This is a genomic window from Herbiconiux daphne, assembly GCF_024979295.1.
In the GTDB taxonomy this organism is placed as follows: Bacteria; Actinomycetota; Actinomycetes; order Actinomycetales; family Microbacteriaceae; genus Herbiconiux; species Herbiconiux daphnes.
The window spans coordinates 668,665-686,334 of sequence record NZ_JANLCJ010000002.1 but is presented as its reverse complement, the minus strand read 5'-3'; the positions used below and the strand labels follow the sequence as shown (position 1 = coordinate 686,334).

The window sequence follows — 17,670 nt, the reverse complement described above, 5'->3', positions numbered from 1 at the left end:
GCCGCCGCGCAGGCCGCCGCCGATGCCGCCGCCGCCGCCGCTGCGGCTCAGGCCGCGGCCGACGCCCTCGCCGCCGCGAGCACGCCCGACGGCGCCCGAAGCCTCGGCGCCCAGCTCGCAGCCTCGCAGTACGGCTGGGGCGACGACCAGTTCCAGTGCCTCGACTCGCTCTGGACCAAGGAATCGGGCTGGAACTACCAGGCCGAGAACGCCTCGAGCGGCGCCTTCGGCATCCCGCAGTCGCTTCCCGGCAGCAAGATGTCGTCGATCGCCGACGACTGGGCCACCAACCCCGGCACGCAGATCACCTGGGGCCTCGACTACATCGCGCGCGCCTACGGCACCCCGTGCTCGGCCTGGTCGCACTCGCAGTCGGTCAACTGGTACTGATGCCCTGAGCTCCGGCTCGTCGCGTCGGCCTGTGCACCGCATCGGGTCGTCTCGAGCATGATGGAGTCATGGCATCGATCGTGCGAGGGGTTCGGTCGGTCGTCGCGCGCTTCTCGCGCTCACGGTTCTTCCGCCGGGTCGGGCCCACGATCATGCCTCCGCTCGAGCGGGGCATGGCGTGGCTCACCCGCGGCCGGGTGCAGCTGAGCGGACTGCTCGTGCCCTCCCTCGTGCTGCACACTCGCGGCGCGAAGTCGGGCCTCGAACGTGAGACCGCCCTGATGTACTGCCCCGAGCCTGGCGGGCGCATGCTCGTGACGGGCAGCAACTTCGCGGGCGCCCAGCACCCCGCGTGGAGCGCGAACCTGCTCGCACACCCCGACGCGTGGGTCTCGCTGCACGGCAAGCGCATCCCGGTGCGGGCGACGCTGATCGGCGACGACGAGCGGGAGGCGGTGTGGGCCTTCATCGAGAAGCAATGGCCGGGCTACCGGGGCTACGAGCGGGCATCCGGTCGCACCCTGCGCATCTTCCGTCTCGTGCCCACCGGGTGAGCCGCACCGTGTGAGCCGCACCGCGTGAGCCGCGAGCCGCACAGCCCGAGGCGAGCCGCACCGTGTGAGCCGCGAGCCCCACCGGTTACGCTGGAGCCATGGGGCACACGAACGGCACGGCCGACGACCGCTTCGAACGACTCCGTGTGGCCGCGGTCGAGCGACTCGATCTGCTCGACACCCCCGCCGAGGAGCGGTTCGACCGCATCACCCGCATCGCGCGTGAGCTCTTCGACGTTCCGGTCGCCGAGATCAACCTCATCGACGACGAGCGCCAGTTCACGAAGTCGCCCCAGCCGGGCGGCGTGGTGCAGAACACGCTGCGCACCGACTCGTTCTGCGACGTCACGATCCAGCGCCCCGAGATGCTCGTGGTTCCGGATGCCACGCAAGACGACCGTTTCGCCTCGCGCGTCACGGTCACGGGGGAGCGGCACGTGCGGTTCTACGCCGGCCGACCCTTGAGCCTCGGCGACGACCTGCGGGTGGGCACCCTGTGCCTCGTCGACACGACTCCGCGCGCGTTCGGCGCCGAGCAGTTGCAACTGCTCGACGAGATGGGCCTGTGGGTCGAACGCGAACTGCAGGACACCGCCGACCTCGACCGCGCCGCCGAGGTGCAGCAGGGCCTGCTGCCGCGCAACCAGCCGAGCTACCCCGACTACGACGTGGTGGGGGTCAATCTGCCCGCCAAGACCGTCGGCGGCGACTTCTACGACTGGCACGGCACCGATTCGACCATCGTGCTCACCCTTGCCGACGTGATGGGCAAGGGTGCGGCCGGCGCCATCATCGCAGCGGCGGTGCGCACCGCGTTCCAGTCGCGCGCCGGAGACGACGTCGCCGAAGCCATCGACGAGGTCAACGCGCAGCTGGCCCTCGACCTCGGCGGCCTCGGCAGCTTCGCCACCCTCTTCCATGCCGCGGTCGACACCGCCTCGGGGCGGGTGGACTACGCGGATGCCGGCCACGGCCTCACTGTCGTGGTGCGCCGTGACGGCACGGTGCTGCGCCTCGAGGCCACAGGCCTGCCCATCGGCATCGTCGCCGACGGCCGCTGGTCGCGCGGCTCGGTGGTGCTCGAGCCGGGCGATCGTCTCGCCACCTTCACCGACGGACTGCTCGACCTCTTCGACGGCACGCTCGAGTCGCTCGGACTCATCGCCGCCATCGTGCGCGAGGCCCCGGCGCCCGTCGACGCCGTGGCGAGGGTCGTCGAGATCGCCGGCGCGACCCGGGCCGCCGACGACATCACCTTCGTGGTCGTGGAGCGCCGGTCACTGTCCGCCTGACCGTCCGACCGCAGGCCGCTAGACCGGCACGGATGCTCCGCATCCGGCCCGCATGACGCTCGCCCGCGTCAGCCCTCGCCGGGCTCCTCGCGAGCGCGCGTGATCGTCCACACGTTGCGCTCGTCGACCCGCTCGTAGTTGAGCTCGTCGACCAGTGCCTGAATCAGCGCGATGCCCCGCCCCGATTCCGAGAGCTCGTCGGGCATCTCGCGGTCGAGCAGCACGATGCCGCCCTCGTCTGCCGTGTCGGCCAGGGTGGCGGCCAGACCGTTCTCATCGGCGGTCACCGAGAGCACGCAGGTCACGCCGGTGACCCCGGCCGCGTGCTGGATCACGTTCGACGCCAACTCGATCAACGCCGTCTCGAACGCCATGCGCTCGAACTCGCTCACCCCGGGGTTCTGCGCCCACACGGTCTCGAGGAATTCGTGCACCGCGTCGACGTCGTCGGGCGGTGAACTGAAGACCAGGCTCTTGCGCTCCTCGGTCACTGCTCGGCTCCGGATGCCGCCTCGACCGTGTCGTAGGGCGCGAGGATCGAGTCGACCTTCGACAGCTTCAGCACCATGCTCACCTGGCTCGACGGAGCGACGATGCGCAGCTCGCCCGACGCCTCGCGGGCCGACTTCAGGCAGCTGATCAGCGCGCCGAGCCCTGACGAGTCCATGAACTGGATGCGGCTCATGTCGACCACCACCCGCGGCCGGCCGGTGGCGATGCACTTCGTGACCGTCTCGCGCAGCACCGGGCCCGACACCATGTTCAGCCGGCCATCACCCCGCACGATCACGGTGTCGTCGCCGACGGGCTCGGTCGTGAACTCCATAGATGAATACCCCCTGGAAGTAAGCTAGTCACAGGCTATCGAAAGGAGGAGACGTGTCCGACCCCGAACGCGCCATCGCACGCATCGTGCAGACGTATCCGAACGTGAAGGTGGTGTTGAGCGACTCGGTTTTCAACGACTCCTACTTCCACTCCGCCGGGCCCGACGGCGGCACCCTCTACATCAACGCCGAACTCACCGAAGTGATCGCCGCCCAAGAGGGCTGGACGGGCCAGATCATCACCACCGAGGCCCTGCCCGACGCGTGAACGTGCCCAACGCCATCTCGTTCGGGCGACTCCTCATCCTGACCCCGCTGTTCGTGGTCGTGCTGCTGGTCGCCCGGAGTCCGCTGCTGGCGTTGATCACCCTGATCGTGCTCGGCATCACCGACTGGGCCGACGGCTTCATCGCCCGCCGGTTCGATCAGCAGACCGATCTCGGCAAGAAGCTCGACCCCATCGCCGACCGGGTGAGCCAGTTCGTGGTGTGCGCCACCCTCGTGGTGGCGGGCCTGGTGCCACTGTGGATGGCCCTCGTGCTGCTGCTCAGCGACCTGCTCCTCGGCATCACCATCCTGGTGCGCAAGCCCGGCATCGTGAAGGTGCGCTGGCTCGGGCGGTTCCGCACCGTTCTGCTCATGGTGGGGTTCCCGCTGCTGCTGCTCGTGGAATCGTTCTGGCCGGGGCATCCGGTGGCCTCGATGATCGCCCTCGTGGTGGTGGGGGCCGGCGTCGTGCTGCACGCCGTCGCCAACCTGCAGTACACCTACGCGCTGCTGCGAAAGCCGAGCCTCGTCAGCTAGCGCGGGGCTTCCCGGCTAGCGCGGGGCTTCTCGGCTAGCGCCGCGCGTCGACCTCGGCGATGCGCCGCTCGACCACGAGGCGCACCGTCTCCTCGCTGAGGGGCGCATCGTTCGGGAACTGCAGGGTCGCGCCCGAGAGCGTTCCCTCGGTCAGCTCTCCGGATGCCGCGAACGCCTTCGCGAGCGGCGGGCTCATCAGGTGCAGGCTGCAGTGGGTCTGCGCGGCGGAAAGCCCGACCAAACCGCGTTTTCCGTATTGAAACACGGGGATCTGGTAGGAGATCACCTCGCGGGCGTCGGGGATGGCAGCGAGCAGGGCGGCCCGTACCTCGGTCAGCGCCTCGCGCTGGTCGTCGGGCACGGCGCGGAGGTAGTCCTCCACCGTGTCGGCTGCGAAACCTCGCGGCATGTCGTCCTCCTCGATCGACTGCCCCTCCAGGGTAGCGAAGCGGGCTGTGCCGCGGAAGCGCCCTGTGTCGGAAGGGGGTGAGAGGTGAAGCGGGTCGGTCGAGTGGGTCGGACGACTGTCGAGGCACCTACGGGACTCGAACCCGTGTAAACGGTTTTGCAGACCGCTGCGTAACCACTCCGCCAAGGCGCCCGGTGGGTTGCCCGGTCGACGTTACGCGATCGCGGCGGGCCGGTGCCGAATGTTACGCCCGAGGCGCGGGTAGCATCGAGGGCATGGGCGGCATGCTGATGGCCGCGGCGGTGGTCGCGGCACTTCTCGGTGTGGTCGTGGTGCTCTTCGCGCTCGGGGCGCACGTGCGACGGCATCCGGAACTGCGTGGTGCGAGCGCACCGGGCGCCGGGCTCATGACCGCGGCCTATGACGAGGTGTTCAACCCGCACGCCGCCCTCGCTCGCGACACCCTCGACGCCGAGCAGCGACTGGTCGCTCCGGCGCCTTCTCCCGACGGCGACAAGGGCATCTCGGGCGGGCGCATCCGCCTCGACGTCGACTGAGAAACGACGACCCGGCTGCCGGATCAGTCGACCATCTGGGCGATCTGGATCAGGTTGCCGCACGTGTCGTCGAAGACGGCGGTGATCACCGGGCCCATCGGCACGGGCGGCTGCGTGAACACCACGCCGAGGTTCGAGAGCCGCTCGAACTCGGCGGCCACGTCGTCGACGGCGAACACGGTGTAGGGGATGCCGTCGGCCACGAGCGCCGCCTTGAACGCCTTCGCGGCCGGATGCTCGTCGGGCTCGAGCACGATCTGCGGAAACTCCCCGCTGTCACCCGAGACGGTCAGCCAGCGGTGCTCGCCGAGCGGAACATCCTGTTGCAGCGTGAACCCGAGCGCGGCGGTGTAGAACTCGAGCGCCTTGGCCTGGTCGTCGACCAGAACGCTCGTGAGCTGGATCTTCATCGTTATTTCTCCTTCGGTGGCAGGGCTGGCGGTGGCAGGGCTGGTATGGGCAGGGCGGGCGGAGGTGTGGGCGACGGGGGAGCCGGGGCCGGCCACCGCCTCGCGATCTGTGCGAGCGGCGCGGTGTCGACGAAGTGCAGCTTGTAGCGCCCGCGCCGCTGCACCCGAACGAGCCCCGCGTCTTCGAGGATGTCGAGGTGCTGCGACACGGCTTGGCGCGACGAGGTGAGACCGTGTTTCGAGATGAGCCTCGTGCAGATCTCGAACAGTGTCTGCTCGTCACGCTCGACCAGCTCGTCGAGGATGATGCGCCGCGTCTCATCGGCCAGCGCCTTGAACACGTCGCCCATGCCCGAAACAATAGGCAAGCTCTCGCTTGCATGTCAAGACCGCATCCCCGCAGACACGGGCGCGGGGTGCGCCGGGCGTGCAACGACGGGGCTAGTGTTGACAACTGCGGGCCGGCCCAGCGTGGGGTCGGAGCCTTCATGGAGGTGAACGATGCGTGCAGATGATGCCGCGACATCGAAACCGCGCGGATCGAACGCCGCTGTGCCCCTCGGAGCGGAGAGCGGCCTCGTGCCCGCCATCTCGCCCACCGGTGCTGACGCGTTCTCCGTGCGGCTGACCGATTCGGATGTCTCCTTGCGGACAGGTGCTTCCGAGGGCACGACAGGCGTGCAGTCGTCCGCCGACATCCCGGCGCCGACGGATGCCGCCGCACCAGCGAGACGTGGTCGCCGCTGGTTCGCCATCGAATCGGGAGCGGCGGCGGGGGTGGCCGCGTTCTTCGCGTCGCAGGCGTTCATCCTCGTGTCGTCGAGTGGCACCTCGCCAAGCGCGAACGCACCGATCGGCACCTCGCCGATCGGGTCGGCGATCGCCGCGGGGCTCGTCATCGCGCTTCTCGAAGCGGTGCTCGTGACCGGTTTCGGGCTGCTGGCCTGGGTCGAGGTCGAGTCGCGGCGCTTCACCGCTCGGGGCCGGGGTTACGCCGTCATGCTGCGGGTGACCATCGGCACCTTCGTCTTCGGCATCGCGGCGAGCGGTCTGCTCGGGTCATGGCAGGCGTGGCTGCTCTCGACGAGCATCACGCTCATCGCCGCGGTCGTGGGCGGCTACGTCGCCGCCCGCTGCGTGTGGCGCGACGAGGCCGATCGCACCCCGCGCCGCGAGCAGCACGCCGACGAGTTCTGACCGGTTTCAAACCGCCTTCGGACCGGATTGGCACCGGTTTCTGACCGGCCTCTGATCGACGCAGACCGCATTGGCCGGTCGCCGACCTCAGGGCGCGTCGGGGTCGTCGAAGTCGTCGAGCGCGCGGTCGTCGTCGCGAGCCTCGAGCAGGTCGCCGCGGTCGGTCGTGACGGTCGTCACCGGAAGCTCGTCGATGATCGCCTCGCGATCGGGGTCGTCGGGTTCGTAGTCGGTGACCTTCACGGCGTCCGGCGGCACGTCGACCTCGTCGTCGAGCGGTTCGGGCGGCGTCGCATCGGTGAAAGCGGCATTCATCGAAAAAGCCTCCTCGGTGGTGCCGGCACGGGTGTGCGGCTCCCTCGGTTCGAGGGTACGCCCGCGCACCCGGTGAGCGCAGGCCCCGGGATGATCAGGGGCTGGGTCGATCCGGGGCTGGGTCGGTCAGCGCGACGGGTTCGTCAGCGCCTTCAACTCGTCGAGGGCCTCGCGGATGCACCGGGCGAAGTCGGGCGCATCGCCACTCTCGGGCGCAGCACCCGCAGTGTCGCCCAGGGTGTCGCCCGCAGCATCGCCCGCAGTGCCTGCAGCGCTGTCGGCGATCCACCGCTCGAAGCCGAGCTTGAACACCGTCACCCCCGCCTCGGCGGCGACGGCCGCCGCCAGCGTCGGCACCCCTCGTCGGCGCAGCGCCTCGGCACTGGCCGCACTCAGCGTCGCGAGCTTCAGCAGCTCTCGCTCCTGCAGGCTCGGATTCGCCTCGATCACCGCCGCCCGCCCGCGCGAGTGGTCGCGGCCCGGCTGCATCAGCGCGGCCGCGCTCGCCATCGCGTCGCCCATCACGTCGATCGGCGCGCGGCCCGGCGGGGCCGCCTCGATGGCTCCGATCACGGTCGCCTGCAGGTCGCCCGAACCCCCGAACAGCACCTCGCGCTTGTCGGAGAAGTGCCGATAGAAGGTGCGCTCCGTCACCCCCGCGCGCTCGGCGATCTCGGCCACCGTCGTCTGCTCGAAGCCCCGCTCGCCGTAGAGGGCGATCGCGGCGACGGTCAGGCGACCACGCGCATCCGGAAGCCAGCGTGTCATCATGCGACCAGTCTAGTGATGACAGAACCTGACATGGCGTGCTAGCCTGATGACAGAAACTGACATCAATGCCCGGCGGACACGCCGGACCCGAAGGAGGCGCACTCATGCGCGTATTCGTCACCGGAGCATCCGGCTGGATCGGCTCGGCCGTCGTTCCCGAACTCATCGCCGCCGGCCACCAGGTCGTCGGGCTCGCCCGCTCCGACGGGGCTGCGGCCGCAGTGGCGGCATCCGGAGTCGACGTTCTGCGCGGCGGTCTCGACGATCTCGACGTGCTGCGCGCCGGCGCCGAGGGCGCTGACGCGGTCGTGCACCTCGGTTTCAAGCACGACTTCTCCGACATGGCGGGAGCCGGCCGCACCGAGCGCGCCGTCATCGAGACCTTCGGCGACGTGCTGGCCGGCACCGACCGCGCGCTGCTGTTCGCGGCGGGCGTGGCCGGGCTCGCTCCCGGGCGCGTGGTGACCGAGCGCGACGCCACCCCGATGGTGGGCCCCGAGGCGATGCGCGGCGGCGCTGAGCACCTCGCGCTCTCGTTCGCCGACCGCGGCGTGCGCTCGGTCAGCCTGCGGTTCTCGCCCACGGTGCACGGCGAGGGTGATCACGGCTTCGTCTCGACTCTGGCGGGTGTCGCGCGCACCACGGGCGAGTCGGGCTATGTCGGCGACGGCTCGAATCGCTGGCCGGCTGTTCATGTTCAGGATGTCGCGACCCTGGTGCGCCTGGCCCTCGAGAAGGCTCCGGCGGGCTCCGTCGTGCACGGCGTGGGCGAGGAGGGCATTCCGGCCCGGCACATCGCCGAGGCGCTGGGCCGGGCGATCGGGGTGCCGGCGGTCTCGGTCGCTCCGGATGACGCCGCGGGGCACTTCGGCTGGATCGGCGCGTTCTTCGCCCTCGACATGCCGGCCTCGAGTGCTCTGACGCAAGAGCTCCTCGGCTGGACCCCGACTCACCAGGGTCTGCTCGCCGACATCGACGCGGGCTACTACCGGGGATACTGACCGGGCTACTAACGGGGCTGATGCGGCGGCGTGGCTGTCTCCGGGGCCTCCGGCTGCGCGAATCGGGCGGCCACGCCGGCGATCCACTCCTCCGACCAGGTCAGCTCGCCGCTCTGCAGGCGGGTGACGAGAGCCGACATCCACGCCATCTCGGCGTCGAGCATCGCGTCGCGGTATTCGTCGTCGAGCACGAACAGGCGGGGGAGTGTCATCGCGTCGGCGTCGGCCAGTGATGCCCGGGTCTCGGCGCGCTGGTCGGCGAGGGCGGTCAGGCGCGCCTTGAGCGCCTCGACCACGCGCGAGGGCGAGACGATCATGGCGAGCGAGAGCGCCACCGGGAACGACGGGTACTCGGGTTTCGCCGAGGCGAGCAGCTGCTCCACCCACTGCTCCGCTGCTGCGCGACCCTCGTCGGTGATGCGGTAGAGCGTGCGTTCCGGGCGGTTCTCGGCGCGCTCGGTGGTGTCGACCGCGGCCAGGCCGTCGCGCACGAGACGGTCGATGACCTGGTAGAGGCTGTTGCGCTGGTTGATGTTGACGATCGACGTCTTCTGACGCTGCTTCATCGTCTGCAGCATGCCGTAGGGGTGCATCGGGCGCTCGGCCAGCAGCGTCAGCACCACGAGGGCGAGGGGGGACCGTCGGGCCGCTGCGGCAGGCATGGTTCGATCATAGATTGCTTTCCAGTTGGCGACCGGGTATGAATAGTCATAATATAACTATCCGGATGACGATCGACTATCGACTCGAGAGGACGCACTGTGAAGGCACTCATCATCGGCGGCGGCATCGCCGGCACCGCGACCGCGCTGGCTCTGCATCAGGCCGGCATCGACTGCGAGGTGCACGAGGCGCGCGAGAGTCATTCCGACGGCGTTGGAGCGTTCATCACGGTCGCGGTCAACGGCGTGAGCATGCTCGACCTGCTCGGTGTCGACATCCGTTCGCTGCCCGGCGTCGACACGCCGTTCATGCAGCTCGCGCTCGGCGACGGCGAGCCGCTGACCCGCTTTCCGCTCGGGCCGGTGCTCGACGACGGCACGGTGACCCGCACGATCACCCGCTCGGAGCTCTACGCGGCGCTCCGCCGGGCGGTCGAGCAGCGGGGCATCCCGATCCAGTACGGGCACCGGTTGGAGAGGGTCGACCAGGCCGGGCAGGCGGGGCCCGTCACGGCCCACTTCGCCGGCGGCGACACGGCGACGGGCGACCTGCTCATCGGCGCCGACGGGCTGCACTCCCGCGTGCGGTCGCTCATCGACGCCGGCGCCCCGAAGGCCCGCTATCTGGGCGTGCTCAACGCGGGTGGCTACGCCACGGGAGTGGCGGTCGATGCGGAGCCGGGCACGATGCAGATGATCTTCGGCCGCTCGACCTTCTTCTCCTACCTGCCCGCTCCCGACGGCACGATCTGGTGGTTCGCGAACCCGCCGATGCGCGACGAGCCCGCGCGCGGCTCACTCGCCGCGATCGACGGTGAGGCGTGGCGCACGACGCTGCTCGACCTGGTCGCCGCCGACGACACCCCGGCCGCAGCGATCATCCAGGCCTCGCCCGAGCTGTTCGCGCCGTGGGCCACCCATGACTTCCCGTCGGTGCCGGTCTGGCACCGGGCCGGCATGATCATCATCGGCGATGCGGCCCACGCGGCGTCCCCGTCGTCGGGACAGGGAGCGTCGATGGCGCTCGAGGACGCGGTCGTGCTGGCGCTCGCCCTGCGCGACTCGGCGACGATCGAGCAGGCCTTCGACGCCTATGAGTCGCTGCGTCGGCGCCGGGTCGCCCGCGTGGTGGCGCGCGGCAAGCGTGCCGGCAGCGGCAAGGCCCCAGGCCCGGTCGGTCGCGTGGTGCGTGACGCCTTTCTGCGCACGATGTTCGCCCGTTCGCGCCGAGCACTGCGGGAGGAGGGCTCCACCCCGCCGCGACCAGGCAGCGCCCGTTCGTCGCAGACCCCCGCGTGGCTCTTCGACTACCGGATCGACTGGCAATCGGGCCTCGGCTCGGTGCCCCGCTGACCGGCTGCCCGCTGACGAGGTGGCCCTCACTCCAGGATGCGCTGGAAGAGCAGGTGATCCTGCCAGACACCCGCGATGTTCAGGTAGCGCGGCGCCATTCCGATCTGCTCGAAGCCCGCGCGGCGCAGCACGGTCTGTGAGGCGGCATTGTGCAGCAGGGTGGCCGCCTGCAGCCGGTGCAGCCCCAGTCCGCGGGGGCCGCAGAGCTCGCTGATGCGGTCGACCGCGGTCGTCGCGAGACCCTGACCGGTGTGGTCGTGGGCGATCCAGTAGCCGAGCTGGCCGTTCAGAAAAGGACCCCGCACGATGCCGCTCACGGTGAATCGGCCGACGATCTCGTCGTCGTGCACGACCACGAGCGGCACCGCCTCGCCCAGAGCGTGCCGCGCCAGCAGGTCGTCGAGCAGGCGGGCCTGGTCGTCGTTCGTGAAGAACGACTCGGAGCGCGCCGGCTCCCACGGCGCGAGATGCTTGCGGTTGCGGCGATAGGCATCGACGAGCCGCTGCACGTCGTCGGCCGCCGCGAGCCGCAGCACCGCGCCGCCCGGCAGCGGCAGAGGTAGTGTGACCGGCACCGTCACCGGCGCATGCGCCCCCGCCGTGACCGGCGCAACATCCTCCCGCCTCATGCGCCGTCGCTCGCCGTGCGCAGCAACCGGAACTCCCGCTTGCCCAACAACCGCAGCACCACCGCAGGGGCACCGCCGAACGCCGCGAGGCCCGCCTCCGCGCTCATCGGCTCCACCGCCACTACCCGCCACTTGCGCCGCCCGCGCAGCACGGTGCCCGACCCCGACGCCACCACGTTGCGATACCAGTTCACGTTCTCGCCATAGGTCAGCTCGGCTACCAGGCCGTCGGCGACCGGCGCGAGAATGAGCGGCACCTCGAACTCCCGCCCTGATCTGCGGCCGGTGTGCCGCAGCAGATAGAACGGCCCGACACCGCGACGAGCCAGTCGCAACGCCCCGCGGTTCAGGGTGTTCTTCAGCACCCAGAAGAACCCGCGTCGCACTCGCCCGACCATGCCACCAGTCTGCGCCCGCGCCGCCGCCAGGCAAAACGGCGTGCCCGACGGCGTGCCCGACGGCGCGTACCTCGCCATGCGTTCGCCCGGCGCGAGCCGCAGGCCCTAGGCTCGCGACGTGGACCCTCGACGACAGCGCGCCCTCGCGTTCCTCGTCGCGGGCTGCTTCTTCATGGAGAACCTCGACGGCACCATCGTCGTCACCGCCGCCCCGGCCATCGGCGCCGACCTCGGGGTCGACGCGGCCTCGGTGGGGGTGGCCGTCACCGCGTTCCTGCTCACGGTCGCGGTGTTCATCCCGGCCTCCGGATGGCTCAGCCAGCGCTTCGGCATGCGCCGCATCTTCGCGCTCGCGATCGCGATCTTCACCGTCGCCTCGCTGCTCTGCGCCCTCAGCCCGACCCTGCCGGTGCTCGTCGCCGCCCGCGCGCTACAGGGCATCGGCGCCGCCCTGATGGTGCCGGTCGGGCACGCGGCAGTGCTGCGCATGACGCCCAAGAACGACCTCATCCGCACCATCGCCATCCTCGCCTGGCCCGGTCTCGTCGCCCCGATCATCGCCCCGTTCGTCGGGGGCCTGCTCACCACCTACGCCTCGTGGCACTGGATCTTCCTCATCAACGTGCCCCTCGGCATCCTGGCCTTCGTGGTCGCCCTGCGCATCGTGCCGTCGACCGACCGGATGCCGGTGCCCAAGCTCGACGTCACCGGCCTCGTGCTCGTGGTGATCGCCCTCGGCTCGCTCGTCTACGGCTCGACGCTCGTGAGCGAATCGGGCATCCAGGTGCTCGGCTTCGCGGTCGCGACCGCGATCGGGCTTGCGGTGCTCGCGGTGGCGGTGCGGCACCTGCTGCGGGTGAGTCATCCGCTCGTGCAGCTGCGGGCGTTCCGCTACGAGTCGTTCCGCATCGCGGGCTCGAGCGGAGCGGTCTACCGGGCGGCGGTCAGTGCCATCCCGTTCCTGCTGCCCCTGCTCTTTCAGAACGCGTTCGGCTGGACGGCGGTGGATGCCGGCGCCGTGCTGCTCTGGCTCTTCGTGGGCAATCTCGCGATCAAGCCGGCCACCACCGGGCTGCTGCGGCGGTTCGGGTTCCGGCGCGTGCTCGTCACGGCGAACGTGGTGGGAATGGCGTGCATGATCGCCATGGCGTTCCTCACCGCCGACGTCTCGCTGGCCGTGCTCATCCCGCTGCTCGTGCTGAGCGGCGCGGCGCGCTCGACCGGGTTCACGGTCTACGCCACCATCGCCTATGCCGACATCGGGCCGTCGTCGATGACCGACGCCACAGCGCTCAACTCGACGCTGCAGCAGTTGGCGGCCGGATTCGGCGTGGCGGTCGGGGGCATGGCGCTCGCGGTCGGCTTCGCGGTGGGGAGCGGTCTCGTGCCCTACCAGGTGGCGTTCGCGTTCGTGGCCGTGCTGACGCTCGTGCCTCTGGTGGCCGCCATCCGCTTGTCGCCGGATGCCGGACGGGCCCTCACCGCTCGCTGACGGTGCTCCGGCGAACACCGGTGCACCCCGGTGAACCAGGCACAAGAAAAGGGGGCCGAGCACATCATGTGCCCGACCCCCTCGGGTTCACCAGGAGGGGTGATCCTTCGACCGACTACGCCGCCTGGGCGAAGTAGTCGTCAGCTTGTGCGTCGGCGTCGGCTTCAGCAGCACCAGCAGCACCGCCGTCGGCGCTCACCGTCAACTGCCCGTCGCGGCTGTCGATCGTGACCGATCCGCCGTCGGCGAGCGCTCCCGACACCAGCAGGTCGGCGACCTTGTCGTCGACGTTGCGCTGGATCACGCGGCGCAGCGGGCGAGCACCGTATTCGGGCTCGTAGCCGTTGTCGGCGATCCAGTCGGTGGCGGCATCCGTCACCGTCACGGCGATGTCGCGCAGAGCCAGCCGCGCCCGGGTGGAGCCGAGCATCAGCGACACGATCTGGCGCAGCTGCGCCTTCTCGAGCTTGCGGAACAGCACGATCTCGTCGATGCGGTTGAGGAACTCGGGCCGCATGGCCTCACGGAGCTTGCCCATCACGCGGTCGCGCAGAGCCTTCTCCGAACCGAAGCCGTTCGAGGAGCCGTCGGTCGACGCCGCCACGAATCCGAGGGCGCCCGACCGCGAGGCCAGGAACTCCGATCCGATGTTGGAGGTCATGATGACCACCGTGTTGCGGAAGTCGACCGTGCGACCCTGACCGTCGGTCAGCCGCCCGTCGTCGAGCACCTGCAGAAGCAGGTTGAACACGTCGGGGTGAGCCTTCTCGATCTCGTCGAACAGCACCACCGAGTAGGGGTTGCGGCGCACGCGCTCGGTCAGCTGGCCGGCCTCGTCGTAACCGACGTATCCGGGAGGGGCACCGACCAGCCGCGACACCGTGTGGCGCTCGCCGAACTCCGACATGTCGAAGCGCAGCATGGCCTTCTCGTCGCCGAAGAGCGACGACGCCAGGGTCTTGGCGAGCTCGGTCTTGCCGACACCGGTCGGGCCGAGGAAGAGGAACGAGCCGATCGGCCGGTTGCCGTCACCCATTCCGGTGCGGTTGCGGCGCACGGCCTGGGCGACCACCGTCACGGCGTCGTCCTGCCCGATCACGCGATCGTGCAGTTCTTGCTCGAGCACCGCCAGGCGGGAACGGTCGACGTCGCCGAGGCGACCGGCCGGGATGCCGGTGGCACGCGAGATGACGGCGGCGATCTCTTTCTCATCGACCACGGTCGCGGCATCCGCACCTGAACCGGCAGCGCCGGCCGCAGCGCGGCGAGAGGCGGATGTCGCCTCAGCCAGCTGGTGCTGGATGTCTTCGATCTCGTCGCGGATGCGCGACGCCTCTTCGTAGTGCTCGGCCGAGACCGCAGCGTTCTTCGAGGCTTCGAGCGAGGCCAGGTCGGCGACGAGGGCGGCCGTGTCGACGGCTTCGACCTTCTTGCCGAGCGAGAGGCGCAGTCGCGCACCCGCCTGGTCGATCAGGTCGATCGCCTTGTCGGGCAGGAACCGGTCGCTCACGTAACGGGCCGACAGCTCGACGGCGGCCGAGAGGGCCTCGTCGGTGTAGGTCACGCCGTGGTGCTCTTCGTAGGCGGGGCGGAGGCCCTGCAGGATGAGCACGGAGTCGGAGTTCGACGGCTCGCCGACGGTCACGGGCGAGAAGCGACGCTCGAGCGCCGGGTCCTTCTCGATGCCGCGGTATTCCTTGAGCGTCGTGGCGCCCACGAGGTGCAGGTCGCCGCGAGCCAGGCGGGGCTTCAGGATGTTTCCGGCATCCATGCCGCCCTCGCCGGAGCCTCCGGCGCCGACCACGGTGTGGATCTCGTCGATGAAGACGATCACCTCGTCCTTGTGGGCCGAGATCTCGTCCATCACGTTCGTCAGGCGCTCTTCGAAGTCGCCGCGGTAGCGGGTTCCGGCGAGCATGGCAGGCAGGTCGAGCGAGATGATGCGCTTCTCGCGCAGCTGCTCGGGCACGCCGCCGTCGACGATCGCCTGGGCGATGCCGTCGACGATCGCGGTCTTGCCGACGCCGGCCTCACCGACCAGAACGGGGTTGTTCTTGGTGCGGCGGGAGAGGATCTCGATGGTCTGCTCGATCTCGTCGAGACGGCCGATCACCGGGTCGAGCTTGCCGTCGCGGGCGAGCGCGGTCAGGTCGGTGCCGAACTTGTCGAGCGTGGGGGTGTCGGACTCGTCGTCCTGGCCCTGGCCCTGGAGGGTCGGGTCGTCGGCGGTCGCCGCTCCGTTGGAGCCGGTGTTCACGTTCTGGCGCATGCCTTCCTGCAGAGCCTCGGGGGTGACGCCCGCCTGAGCGAGCACCTGACCGGCGGGGCTGTCCTGGTTGATCACGAGCGCGAAGAAGAGGTGCTCGGGGTCGATGTAGGTCGATCCGGATGCGCGGGCCACCTGGTAGGCGTGCATGAGCGCGCGCTGGGCCGACTGGGTCAGCGCGGGCGCGACGACGCGGTCGGTCGACGCCTGGGGGAGGCGCAGTTCGGCGGCCTCCGCGATGGCGCGGGGGTCGGCGCCGACACCGCGGATCGCGTCGGAAGCCGGCGCGACGGGCGCGATGGTGCGCAGGATGTGGAGTGCGTCGAGCTCGGAGTGACCGTGCTCGACGGCGAAGCTGCCGGCCTGAGCGAGGAGCTCCTGGGTGCGGCGGCTGATCAGTTTGCTGAGGTCGATGGAGCGGCCGGCTCGCGCCGCACGCTGTTCGCCCTCGAGGTAGCGGGCGAGGAACTCGTCGAACGAGTTGCTGCCGGCATCGTTGGATCCCTCGGTGGGGTTGAAGTTCTCGGGCACGAAACCTCCTGGTTTGAAACTTGAGTGCCTTACGCTCAAGTTCAACGCCGCAGGGGCCGTCTTATTCCCGTATCTCCCGATTGGTGTTTAATGTCTCGCGTGCCCGGCTCGGGTGCCGACATCAGGGGGAGATGACCGTGAGCAACCAGACGAATCAGCCCACACCGTTGGGTGCCACACCGCGGAGCGCAGCACGGAGCATCGCCGTCACGTTCATGATCGTCGGCGTCGTGTTCGGCGTCGGGGGTCTCGTCTGGGACCTCAACGGCGGCCCATCCTGGCTGCACGCGTTCACCTGGGTCGGCGGCGCCGTCTTCGGGTATGGCCTGGTGTCGCTCATCAGCACGAGGCGTGACCCGCTGGGCTGAACGCGTACCGGCGAGGTCGTCCACGGGCAGGTCTGCCACCGGCAGGTTCAGCGGCTCAGGACGTTCGGCTCAGCGTGCCCGGTCAGCGTGCCCGGTCAGCGTGCTCGAGGATGGCGGGGACGATCAGCTCCCAGGTCTCGGGCGGTGGGAACTGGTGGCCGAGGCCCGGCACCCGCAGCAGCCGCGCATCCGGAATCTCACGCGCGAGCGCTTCGCCGTGCTCGATCGGGAACAGCGGATCGGCGGTGCCGTGCACCACGAGCGTCGGCGCCGTGATGTCGGCCAGCTGTGCACGGGTGCCGCTCGCCGGGGGCACACCCCACTGATTCGCGCCGGCGGCGAGGTCGATCGCCCGATCGAAGATGCGGTTGCTGATGCGCCGGATGCGGTTTTCGTCGACCGGGAAGGTGCCGGCGAAGAGTCGCTCCTCGGCGAGCATCGAGCGGAAGACGGCTTCCCGGTCGGAGAGGTCGGGTTGTGCGGTGGACTCCGCCAGCTCCGGCCCGTCATCGCCATCCGGCCCGTCATCCCCATCCGGCGCATCGGCCCCGCCCGGACTCGTCGACATCAGCGTCACGGATGCCACCAGCTCGGGCCGCGCGACCGCGAGCCGCTGGGTGAGCGCGCCACCGAGCGACAACCCCACCACGTGGGCGGGCGCGAGCTTCAGCTCGACGATCAGTGCGGCGAGGTCGTCGACAAGGTCGTCACCCGTGTAGCCGGCCTCGCCGAGTGGCCGTGTGGTCGACTGGCCGGTGTCGCGCAGGTCGAAGCGCACGACCCGGTAGCCGCCGTCGGCGAGGGCTTCGCAGAACTCGTCGTCCCACCAGTCGGAAGCAGAGGCACCGCCGGGCACCAGCACGAGCCCCGGGTCGTCGGCGCGCCCGAACTCCTCGACCCAGAGGTCGATGTCGTTCACGGCGAGCAGTCGTCCGCTCATGTCACGATCCTGCCACCGGGCTCACGCTGTGTCACGAGGCGTTCGGCTGTGGTGGGTCGGCCTCGCCCTGCCAGAAGTTCCAGCGGTAGCCCCACGGATCCACCACCGTGAACATCGTCGGCCCATACGGCTGGGTCACCGGAGCATCGGGTGCGGCGCCAGGTTCGACACTCCGCACCCGTTCGTAGAAGGCCTGCACATCGTCGACATGCACGATGATCAGTGCACCGGCACCCTCGCCGACTGCACCCTCGCCACCGGCCCCTGCGGGCGCTCGCCCCGAGATCGACACCCGCGCATCACCCACCCGGATGTCGGCCTCCCGTGTGCTGGGGCCGCCCAGGCGCCATCGGGTCGAGGGACCGAACCCGAGCACGCGCTCGAGCCAGTCGAGTGCGGCATCCGCGTCGGCGTAATAGAGGTAGGGAATCACTTCGGTGAAGGCCATCGGGGCACTCCGCTCGCGTCGGTTCGGCAGGCGTTGATCGGTCTTGCGTGGGTCGG

General features: G+C 70.0%; 24 protein-coding genes and 1 tRNA gene. 11 read left to right on the top strand and 14 right to left on the bottom strand.

Annotated features, from left to right (window positions below; genetic code table 11):
• From N1032_RS08790 to N1032_RS08780, 3 genes are all read left to right on the top strand, one after another.
• A partial coding sequence (locus N1032_RS08790; protein WP_456319117.1) for an aggregation-promoting factor C-terminal-like domain-containing protein occupies positions 1–390 on the top strand: 390 nt, incomplete at its 5' end.
• Between the two features lie 68 nt (positions 391–458).
• Complete coding sequence (locus tag N1032_RS08785; RefSeq protein WP_259538653.1) at positions 459–944, top strand: nitroreductase family deazaflavin-dependent oxidoreductase; 486 nt, start codon at positions 459–461, stop codon at positions 942–944.
• Between the two features lie 98 nt (positions 945–1,042).
• A complete protein-coding gene (locus tag N1032_RS08780) occupies positions 1,043–2,236 on the top strand; it encodes a PP2C family protein-serine/threonine phosphatase (protein WP_259538652.1) in 1,194 nt (397 codons plus the stop codon).
• A 68-nt stretch (positions 2,237–2,304) separates the two neighbouring features.
• On the opposite strand, the gene N1032_RS08775 is transcribed toward N1032_RS08780, so the two are convergent.
• Both N1032_RS08775 and N1032_RS08770 read right to left on the bottom strand, forming a co-directional pair.
• Complete coding sequence (locus tag N1032_RS08775) at positions 2,305–2,727, bottom strand: ATP-binding protein (RefSeq protein WP_259538651.1); 423 nt, start codon at positions 2,725–2,727, stop codon at positions 2,305–2,307.
• Complete coding sequence (locus N1032_RS08770; RefSeq protein WP_259538650.1) at positions 2,724–3,062, bottom strand: STAS domain-containing protein; 339 nt, start codon at positions 3,060–3,062, stop codon at positions 2,724–2,726. Before N1032_RS08770 ends, N1032_RS08775 begins: the two co-directional genes overlap by 4 nt.
• A 53-nt stretch (positions 3,063–3,115) precedes the next feature.
• On the opposite strand from N1032_RS08770, the gene N1032_RS08765 reads away from it, so the two are divergent.
• Both N1032_RS08765 and N1032_RS08760 read left to right on the top strand, forming a co-directional pair.
• Positions 3,116–3,331: a hypothetical protein gene (locus tag N1032_RS08765; RefSeq protein WP_259538649.1), complete on the top strand. Its 216-nt coding sequence runs from the start codon at positions 3,116–3,118 to the stop codon at positions 3,329–3,331.
• The gene (locus tag N1032_RS08760; RefSeq protein WP_259538648.1) at positions 3,328–3,867 is read left to right on the top strand and encodes a CDP-alcohol phosphatidyltransferase family protein; all 540 of its coding nucleotides are present in this window, start codon (positions 3,328–3,330) and stop codon (positions 3,865–3,867) included. Before N1032_RS08765 ends, N1032_RS08760 begins: the two co-directional genes overlap by 4 nt.
• 34 nt (positions 3,868–3,901) lie before the next feature.
• On the opposite strand, the gene N1032_RS08755 is transcribed toward N1032_RS08760, so the two are convergent.
• Together N1032_RS08755 and N1032_RS08750 are read right to left on the bottom strand one after the other, a co-directional pair.
• On the bottom strand, positions 3,902–4,276 hold the full coding sequence (locus N1032_RS08755) for an iron chaperone (protein WP_259538647.1): 375 nt from the start codon (positions 4,274–4,276) through the stop codon (positions 3,902–3,904).
• A 121-nt stretch (positions 4,277–4,397) separates the two neighbouring features.
• Positions 4,398–4,468, bottom strand: a tRNA-Cys gene (locus N1032_RS08750).
• 83 nt (positions 4,469–4,551) lie between these two features.
• On the opposite strand from N1032_RS08750, the gene N1032_RS08745 reads away from it, so the two are divergent.
• Entirely contained in the window at positions 4,552–4,833 is a 282-nt protein-coding gene (locus tag N1032_RS08745) for a hypothetical protein (RefSeq protein WP_259538646.1), read from the top strand.
• Between the two features lie 23 nt (positions 4,834–4,856).
• Here N1032_RS08745 and N1032_RS08740 read toward each other — a convergent pair whose 3' ends face one another.
• Both N1032_RS08740 and N1032_RS08735 read right to left on the bottom strand, forming a co-directional pair.
• A complete protein-coding gene (locus tag N1032_RS08740) occupies positions 4,857–5,243 on the bottom strand; it encodes a VOC family protein (protein WP_259538645.1) in 387 nt (128 codons plus the stop codon).
• Positions 5,244–5,245: 2 nt separating this feature from the next.
• Complete coding sequence (locus tag N1032_RS08735) at positions 5,246–5,593, bottom strand: ArsR/SmtB family transcription factor (protein WP_259538644.1); 348 nt, start codon at positions 5,591–5,593, stop codon at positions 5,246–5,248.
• Between the two features lie 151 nt (positions 5,594–5,744).
• Here N1032_RS08735 and N1032_RS08730 point away from each other — a divergent pair, with 151 nt between their 5' ends.
• A complete protein-coding gene (locus N1032_RS08730; protein WP_259538643.1) occupies positions 5,745–6,440 on the top strand; it encodes a hypothetical protein in 696 nt (231 codons plus the stop codon).
• Between the two features lie 87 nt (positions 6,441–6,527).
• On the opposite strand, the gene N1032_RS08725 is transcribed toward N1032_RS08730, so the two are convergent.
• Together N1032_RS08725 and N1032_RS08720 are read right to left on the bottom strand one after the other, a co-directional pair.
• A complete protein-coding gene (locus N1032_RS08725) occupies positions 6,528–6,755 on the bottom strand; it encodes a hypothetical protein (protein ID WP_259538642.1) in 228 nt (75 codons plus the stop codon).
• 126 nt (positions 6,756–6,881) lie between these two features.
• Positions 6,882–7,526 (bottom strand): TetR/AcrR family transcriptional regulator, encoded by a 645-nt coding sequence (locus tag N1032_RS08720; RefSeq protein WP_259538640.1) that lies wholly within the window; start codon positions 7,524–7,526, stop codon positions 6,882–6,884.
• 104 nt (positions 7,527–7,630) lie between these two features.
• On the opposite strand from N1032_RS08720, the gene N1032_RS08715 reads away from it, so the two are divergent.
• Positions 7,631–8,527, top strand: a complete 897-nt coding sequence (locus N1032_RS08715; RefSeq protein ID WP_259538639.1) for an SDR family oxidoreductase — start codon at positions 7,631–7,633, stop codon at positions 8,525–8,527.
• Between the two features lie 8 nt (positions 8,528–8,535).
• Here N1032_RS08715 and N1032_RS08710 read toward each other — a convergent pair whose 3' ends face one another.
• Positions 8,536–9,189 carry a PadR family transcriptional regulator gene (locus N1032_RS08710; protein WP_259538638.1) on the bottom strand — a complete coding sequence of 218 codons (654 nt, stop codon included), beginning with the start codon at positions 9,187–9,189 and terminating at the stop codon, positions 8,536–8,538.
• 99 nt (positions 9,190–9,288) lie between these two features.
• Between N1032_RS08710 and N1032_RS08705 the strand changes: the two genes are divergently transcribed.
• Positions 9,289–10,542 carry an FAD-dependent oxidoreductase gene (locus N1032_RS08705; RefSeq protein ID WP_259538637.1) on the top strand — a complete coding sequence of 418 codons (1,254 nt, stop codon included), beginning with the start codon at positions 9,289–9,291 and terminating at the stop codon, positions 10,540–10,542.
• Between the two features lie 26 nt (positions 10,543–10,568).
• Here N1032_RS08705 and N1032_RS08700 read toward each other — a convergent pair whose 3' ends face one another.
• Positions 10,569–11,171, bottom strand: a complete 603-nt coding sequence (locus tag N1032_RS08700) for a GNAT family N-acetyltransferase (RefSeq protein ID WP_259538636.1) — start codon at positions 11,169–11,171, stop codon at positions 10,569–10,571.
• Positions 11,168–11,647 (bottom strand): PNPOx family protein, encoded by a 480-nt coding sequence (locus tag N1032_RS08695; RefSeq protein WP_259538635.1) that lies wholly within the window; start codon positions 11,645–11,647, stop codon positions 11,168–11,170. The genes N1032_RS08700 and N1032_RS08695 overlap by 4 nt, the downstream gene beginning before the upstream one ends.
• Before the next feature lie 40 nt (positions 11,648–11,687).
• Between N1032_RS08695 and N1032_RS08690 the strand changes: the two genes are divergently transcribed.
• Positions 11,688–13,061, top strand: coding sequence for an MFS transporter (locus N1032_RS08690; RefSeq protein ID WP_259538634.1), 1,374 nt, complete (start codon positions 11,688–11,690; stop codon positions 13,059–13,061).
• 115 nt (positions 13,062–13,176) lie between these two features.
• On the opposite strand, the gene N1032_RS08685 is transcribed toward N1032_RS08690, so the two are convergent.
• Positions 13,177–15,858, bottom strand: a complete 2,682-nt coding sequence (locus N1032_RS08685) for an ATP-dependent Clp protease ATP-binding subunit (protein ID WP_259538633.1) — start codon at positions 15,856–15,858, stop codon at positions 13,177–13,179.
• A gap of 137 nt (positions 15,859–15,995) precedes the next feature.
• Between N1032_RS08685 and N1032_RS08680 the strand changes: the two genes are divergently transcribed.
• Positions 15,996–16,226, top strand: a complete 231-nt coding sequence (locus N1032_RS08680; RefSeq protein WP_259538632.1) for a hypothetical protein — start codon at positions 15,996–15,998, stop codon at positions 16,224–16,226.
• An 82-nt stretch (positions 16,227–16,308) separates the two neighbouring features.
• Here the strand turns inward: N1032_RS08680 and N1032_RS08675 are convergent, their stop codons facing one another.
• Together N1032_RS08675 and N1032_RS08670 are read right to left on the bottom strand one after the other, a co-directional pair.
• Entirely contained in the window at positions 16,309–17,166 is an 858-nt protein-coding gene (locus N1032_RS08675; protein WP_259538631.1) for an alpha/beta fold hydrolase, read from the bottom strand.
• Between the two features lie 31 nt (positions 17,167–17,197).
• The gene (locus tag N1032_RS08670; protein ID WP_259538630.1) at positions 17,198–17,614 is read right to left on the bottom strand and encodes a VOC family protein; all 417 of its coding nucleotides are present in this window, start codon (positions 17,612–17,614) and stop codon (positions 17,198–17,200) included.
• Positions 17,615–17,670 lie beyond the last annotated feature (56 nt).

Excerpts from the sequence above, each read along its gene's own strand:
- N1032_RS08715 (WP_259538639.1), top strand. The coding sequence starts at position 7,631 with ATGCGCGTATTCGTCACCGGAGCATCCGGCTGGATCGGCTCGGCCGTC.
- N1032_RS08755 (WP_259538647.1), bottom strand. The coding sequence starts at position 4,276 with ATGCCGCGAGGTTTCGCAGCCGACACGGTGGAGGACTACCTCCGCGCC.
- N1032_RS08695 (WP_259538635.1), bottom strand. The coding sequence starts at position 11,647 with ATGGCGAGGTACGCGCCGTCGGGCACGCCGTCGGGCACGCCGTTTTGC.
- N1032_RS08700 (WP_259538636.1), bottom strand. The coding sequence starts at position 11,171 with ATGAGGCGGGAGGATGTTGCGCCGGTCACGGCGGGGGCGCATGCGCCG.
- N1032_RS08770 (WP_259538650.1), bottom strand. The coding sequence starts at position 3,062 with ATGGAGTTCACGACCGAGCCCGTCGGCGACGACACCGTGATCGTGCGG.
- N1032_RS08710 (WP_259538638.1), bottom strand. The coding sequence starts at position 9,189 with ATGCCTGCCGCAGCGGCCCGACGGTCCCCCCTCGCCCTCGTGGTGCTG.
- N1032_RS08730 (WP_259538643.1), top strand. The coding sequence starts at position 5,745 with ATGCGTGCAGATGATGCCGCGACATCGAAACCGCGCGGATCGAACGCC.
- N1032_RS08670 (WP_259538630.1), bottom strand. The coding sequence starts at position 17,614 with ATGGCCTTCACCGAAGTGATTCCCTACCTCTATTACGCCGACGCGGAT.
- N1032_RS08735 (WP_259538644.1), bottom strand. The coding sequence starts at position 5,593 with ATGGGCGACGTGTTCAAGGCGCTGGCCGATGAGACGCGGCGCATCATC.
- N1032_RS08780 (WP_259538652.1), top strand. The coding sequence starts at position 1,043 with ATGGGGCACACGAACGGCACGGCCGACGACCGCTTCGAACGACTCCGT.
- N1032_RS08725 (WP_259538642.1), bottom strand. The coding sequence starts at position 6,755 with ATGAATGCCGCTTTCACCGATGCGACGCCGCCCGAACCGCTCGACGAC.
- N1032_RS08745 (WP_259538646.1), top strand. The coding sequence starts at position 4,552 with ATGGGCGGCATGCTGATGGCCGCGGCGGTGGTCGCGGCACTTCTCGGT.
- N1032_RS08785 (WP_259538653.1), top strand. The coding sequence starts at position 459 with ATGGCATCGATCGTGCGAGGGGTTCGGTCGGTCGTCGCGCGCTTCTCG.
- N1032_RS08675 (WP_259538631.1), bottom strand. The coding sequence starts at position 17,166 with ATGAGCGGACGACTGCTCGCCGTGAACGACATCGACCTCTGGGTCGAG.
- N1032_RS08720 (WP_259538640.1), bottom strand. The coding sequence starts at position 7,526 with ATGATGACACGCTGGCTTCCGGATGCGCGTGGTCGCCTGACCGTCGCC.
- N1032_RS08740 (WP_259538645.1), bottom strand. The coding sequence starts at position 5,243 with ATGAAGATCCAGCTCACGAGCGTTCTGGTCGACGACCAGGCCAAGGCG.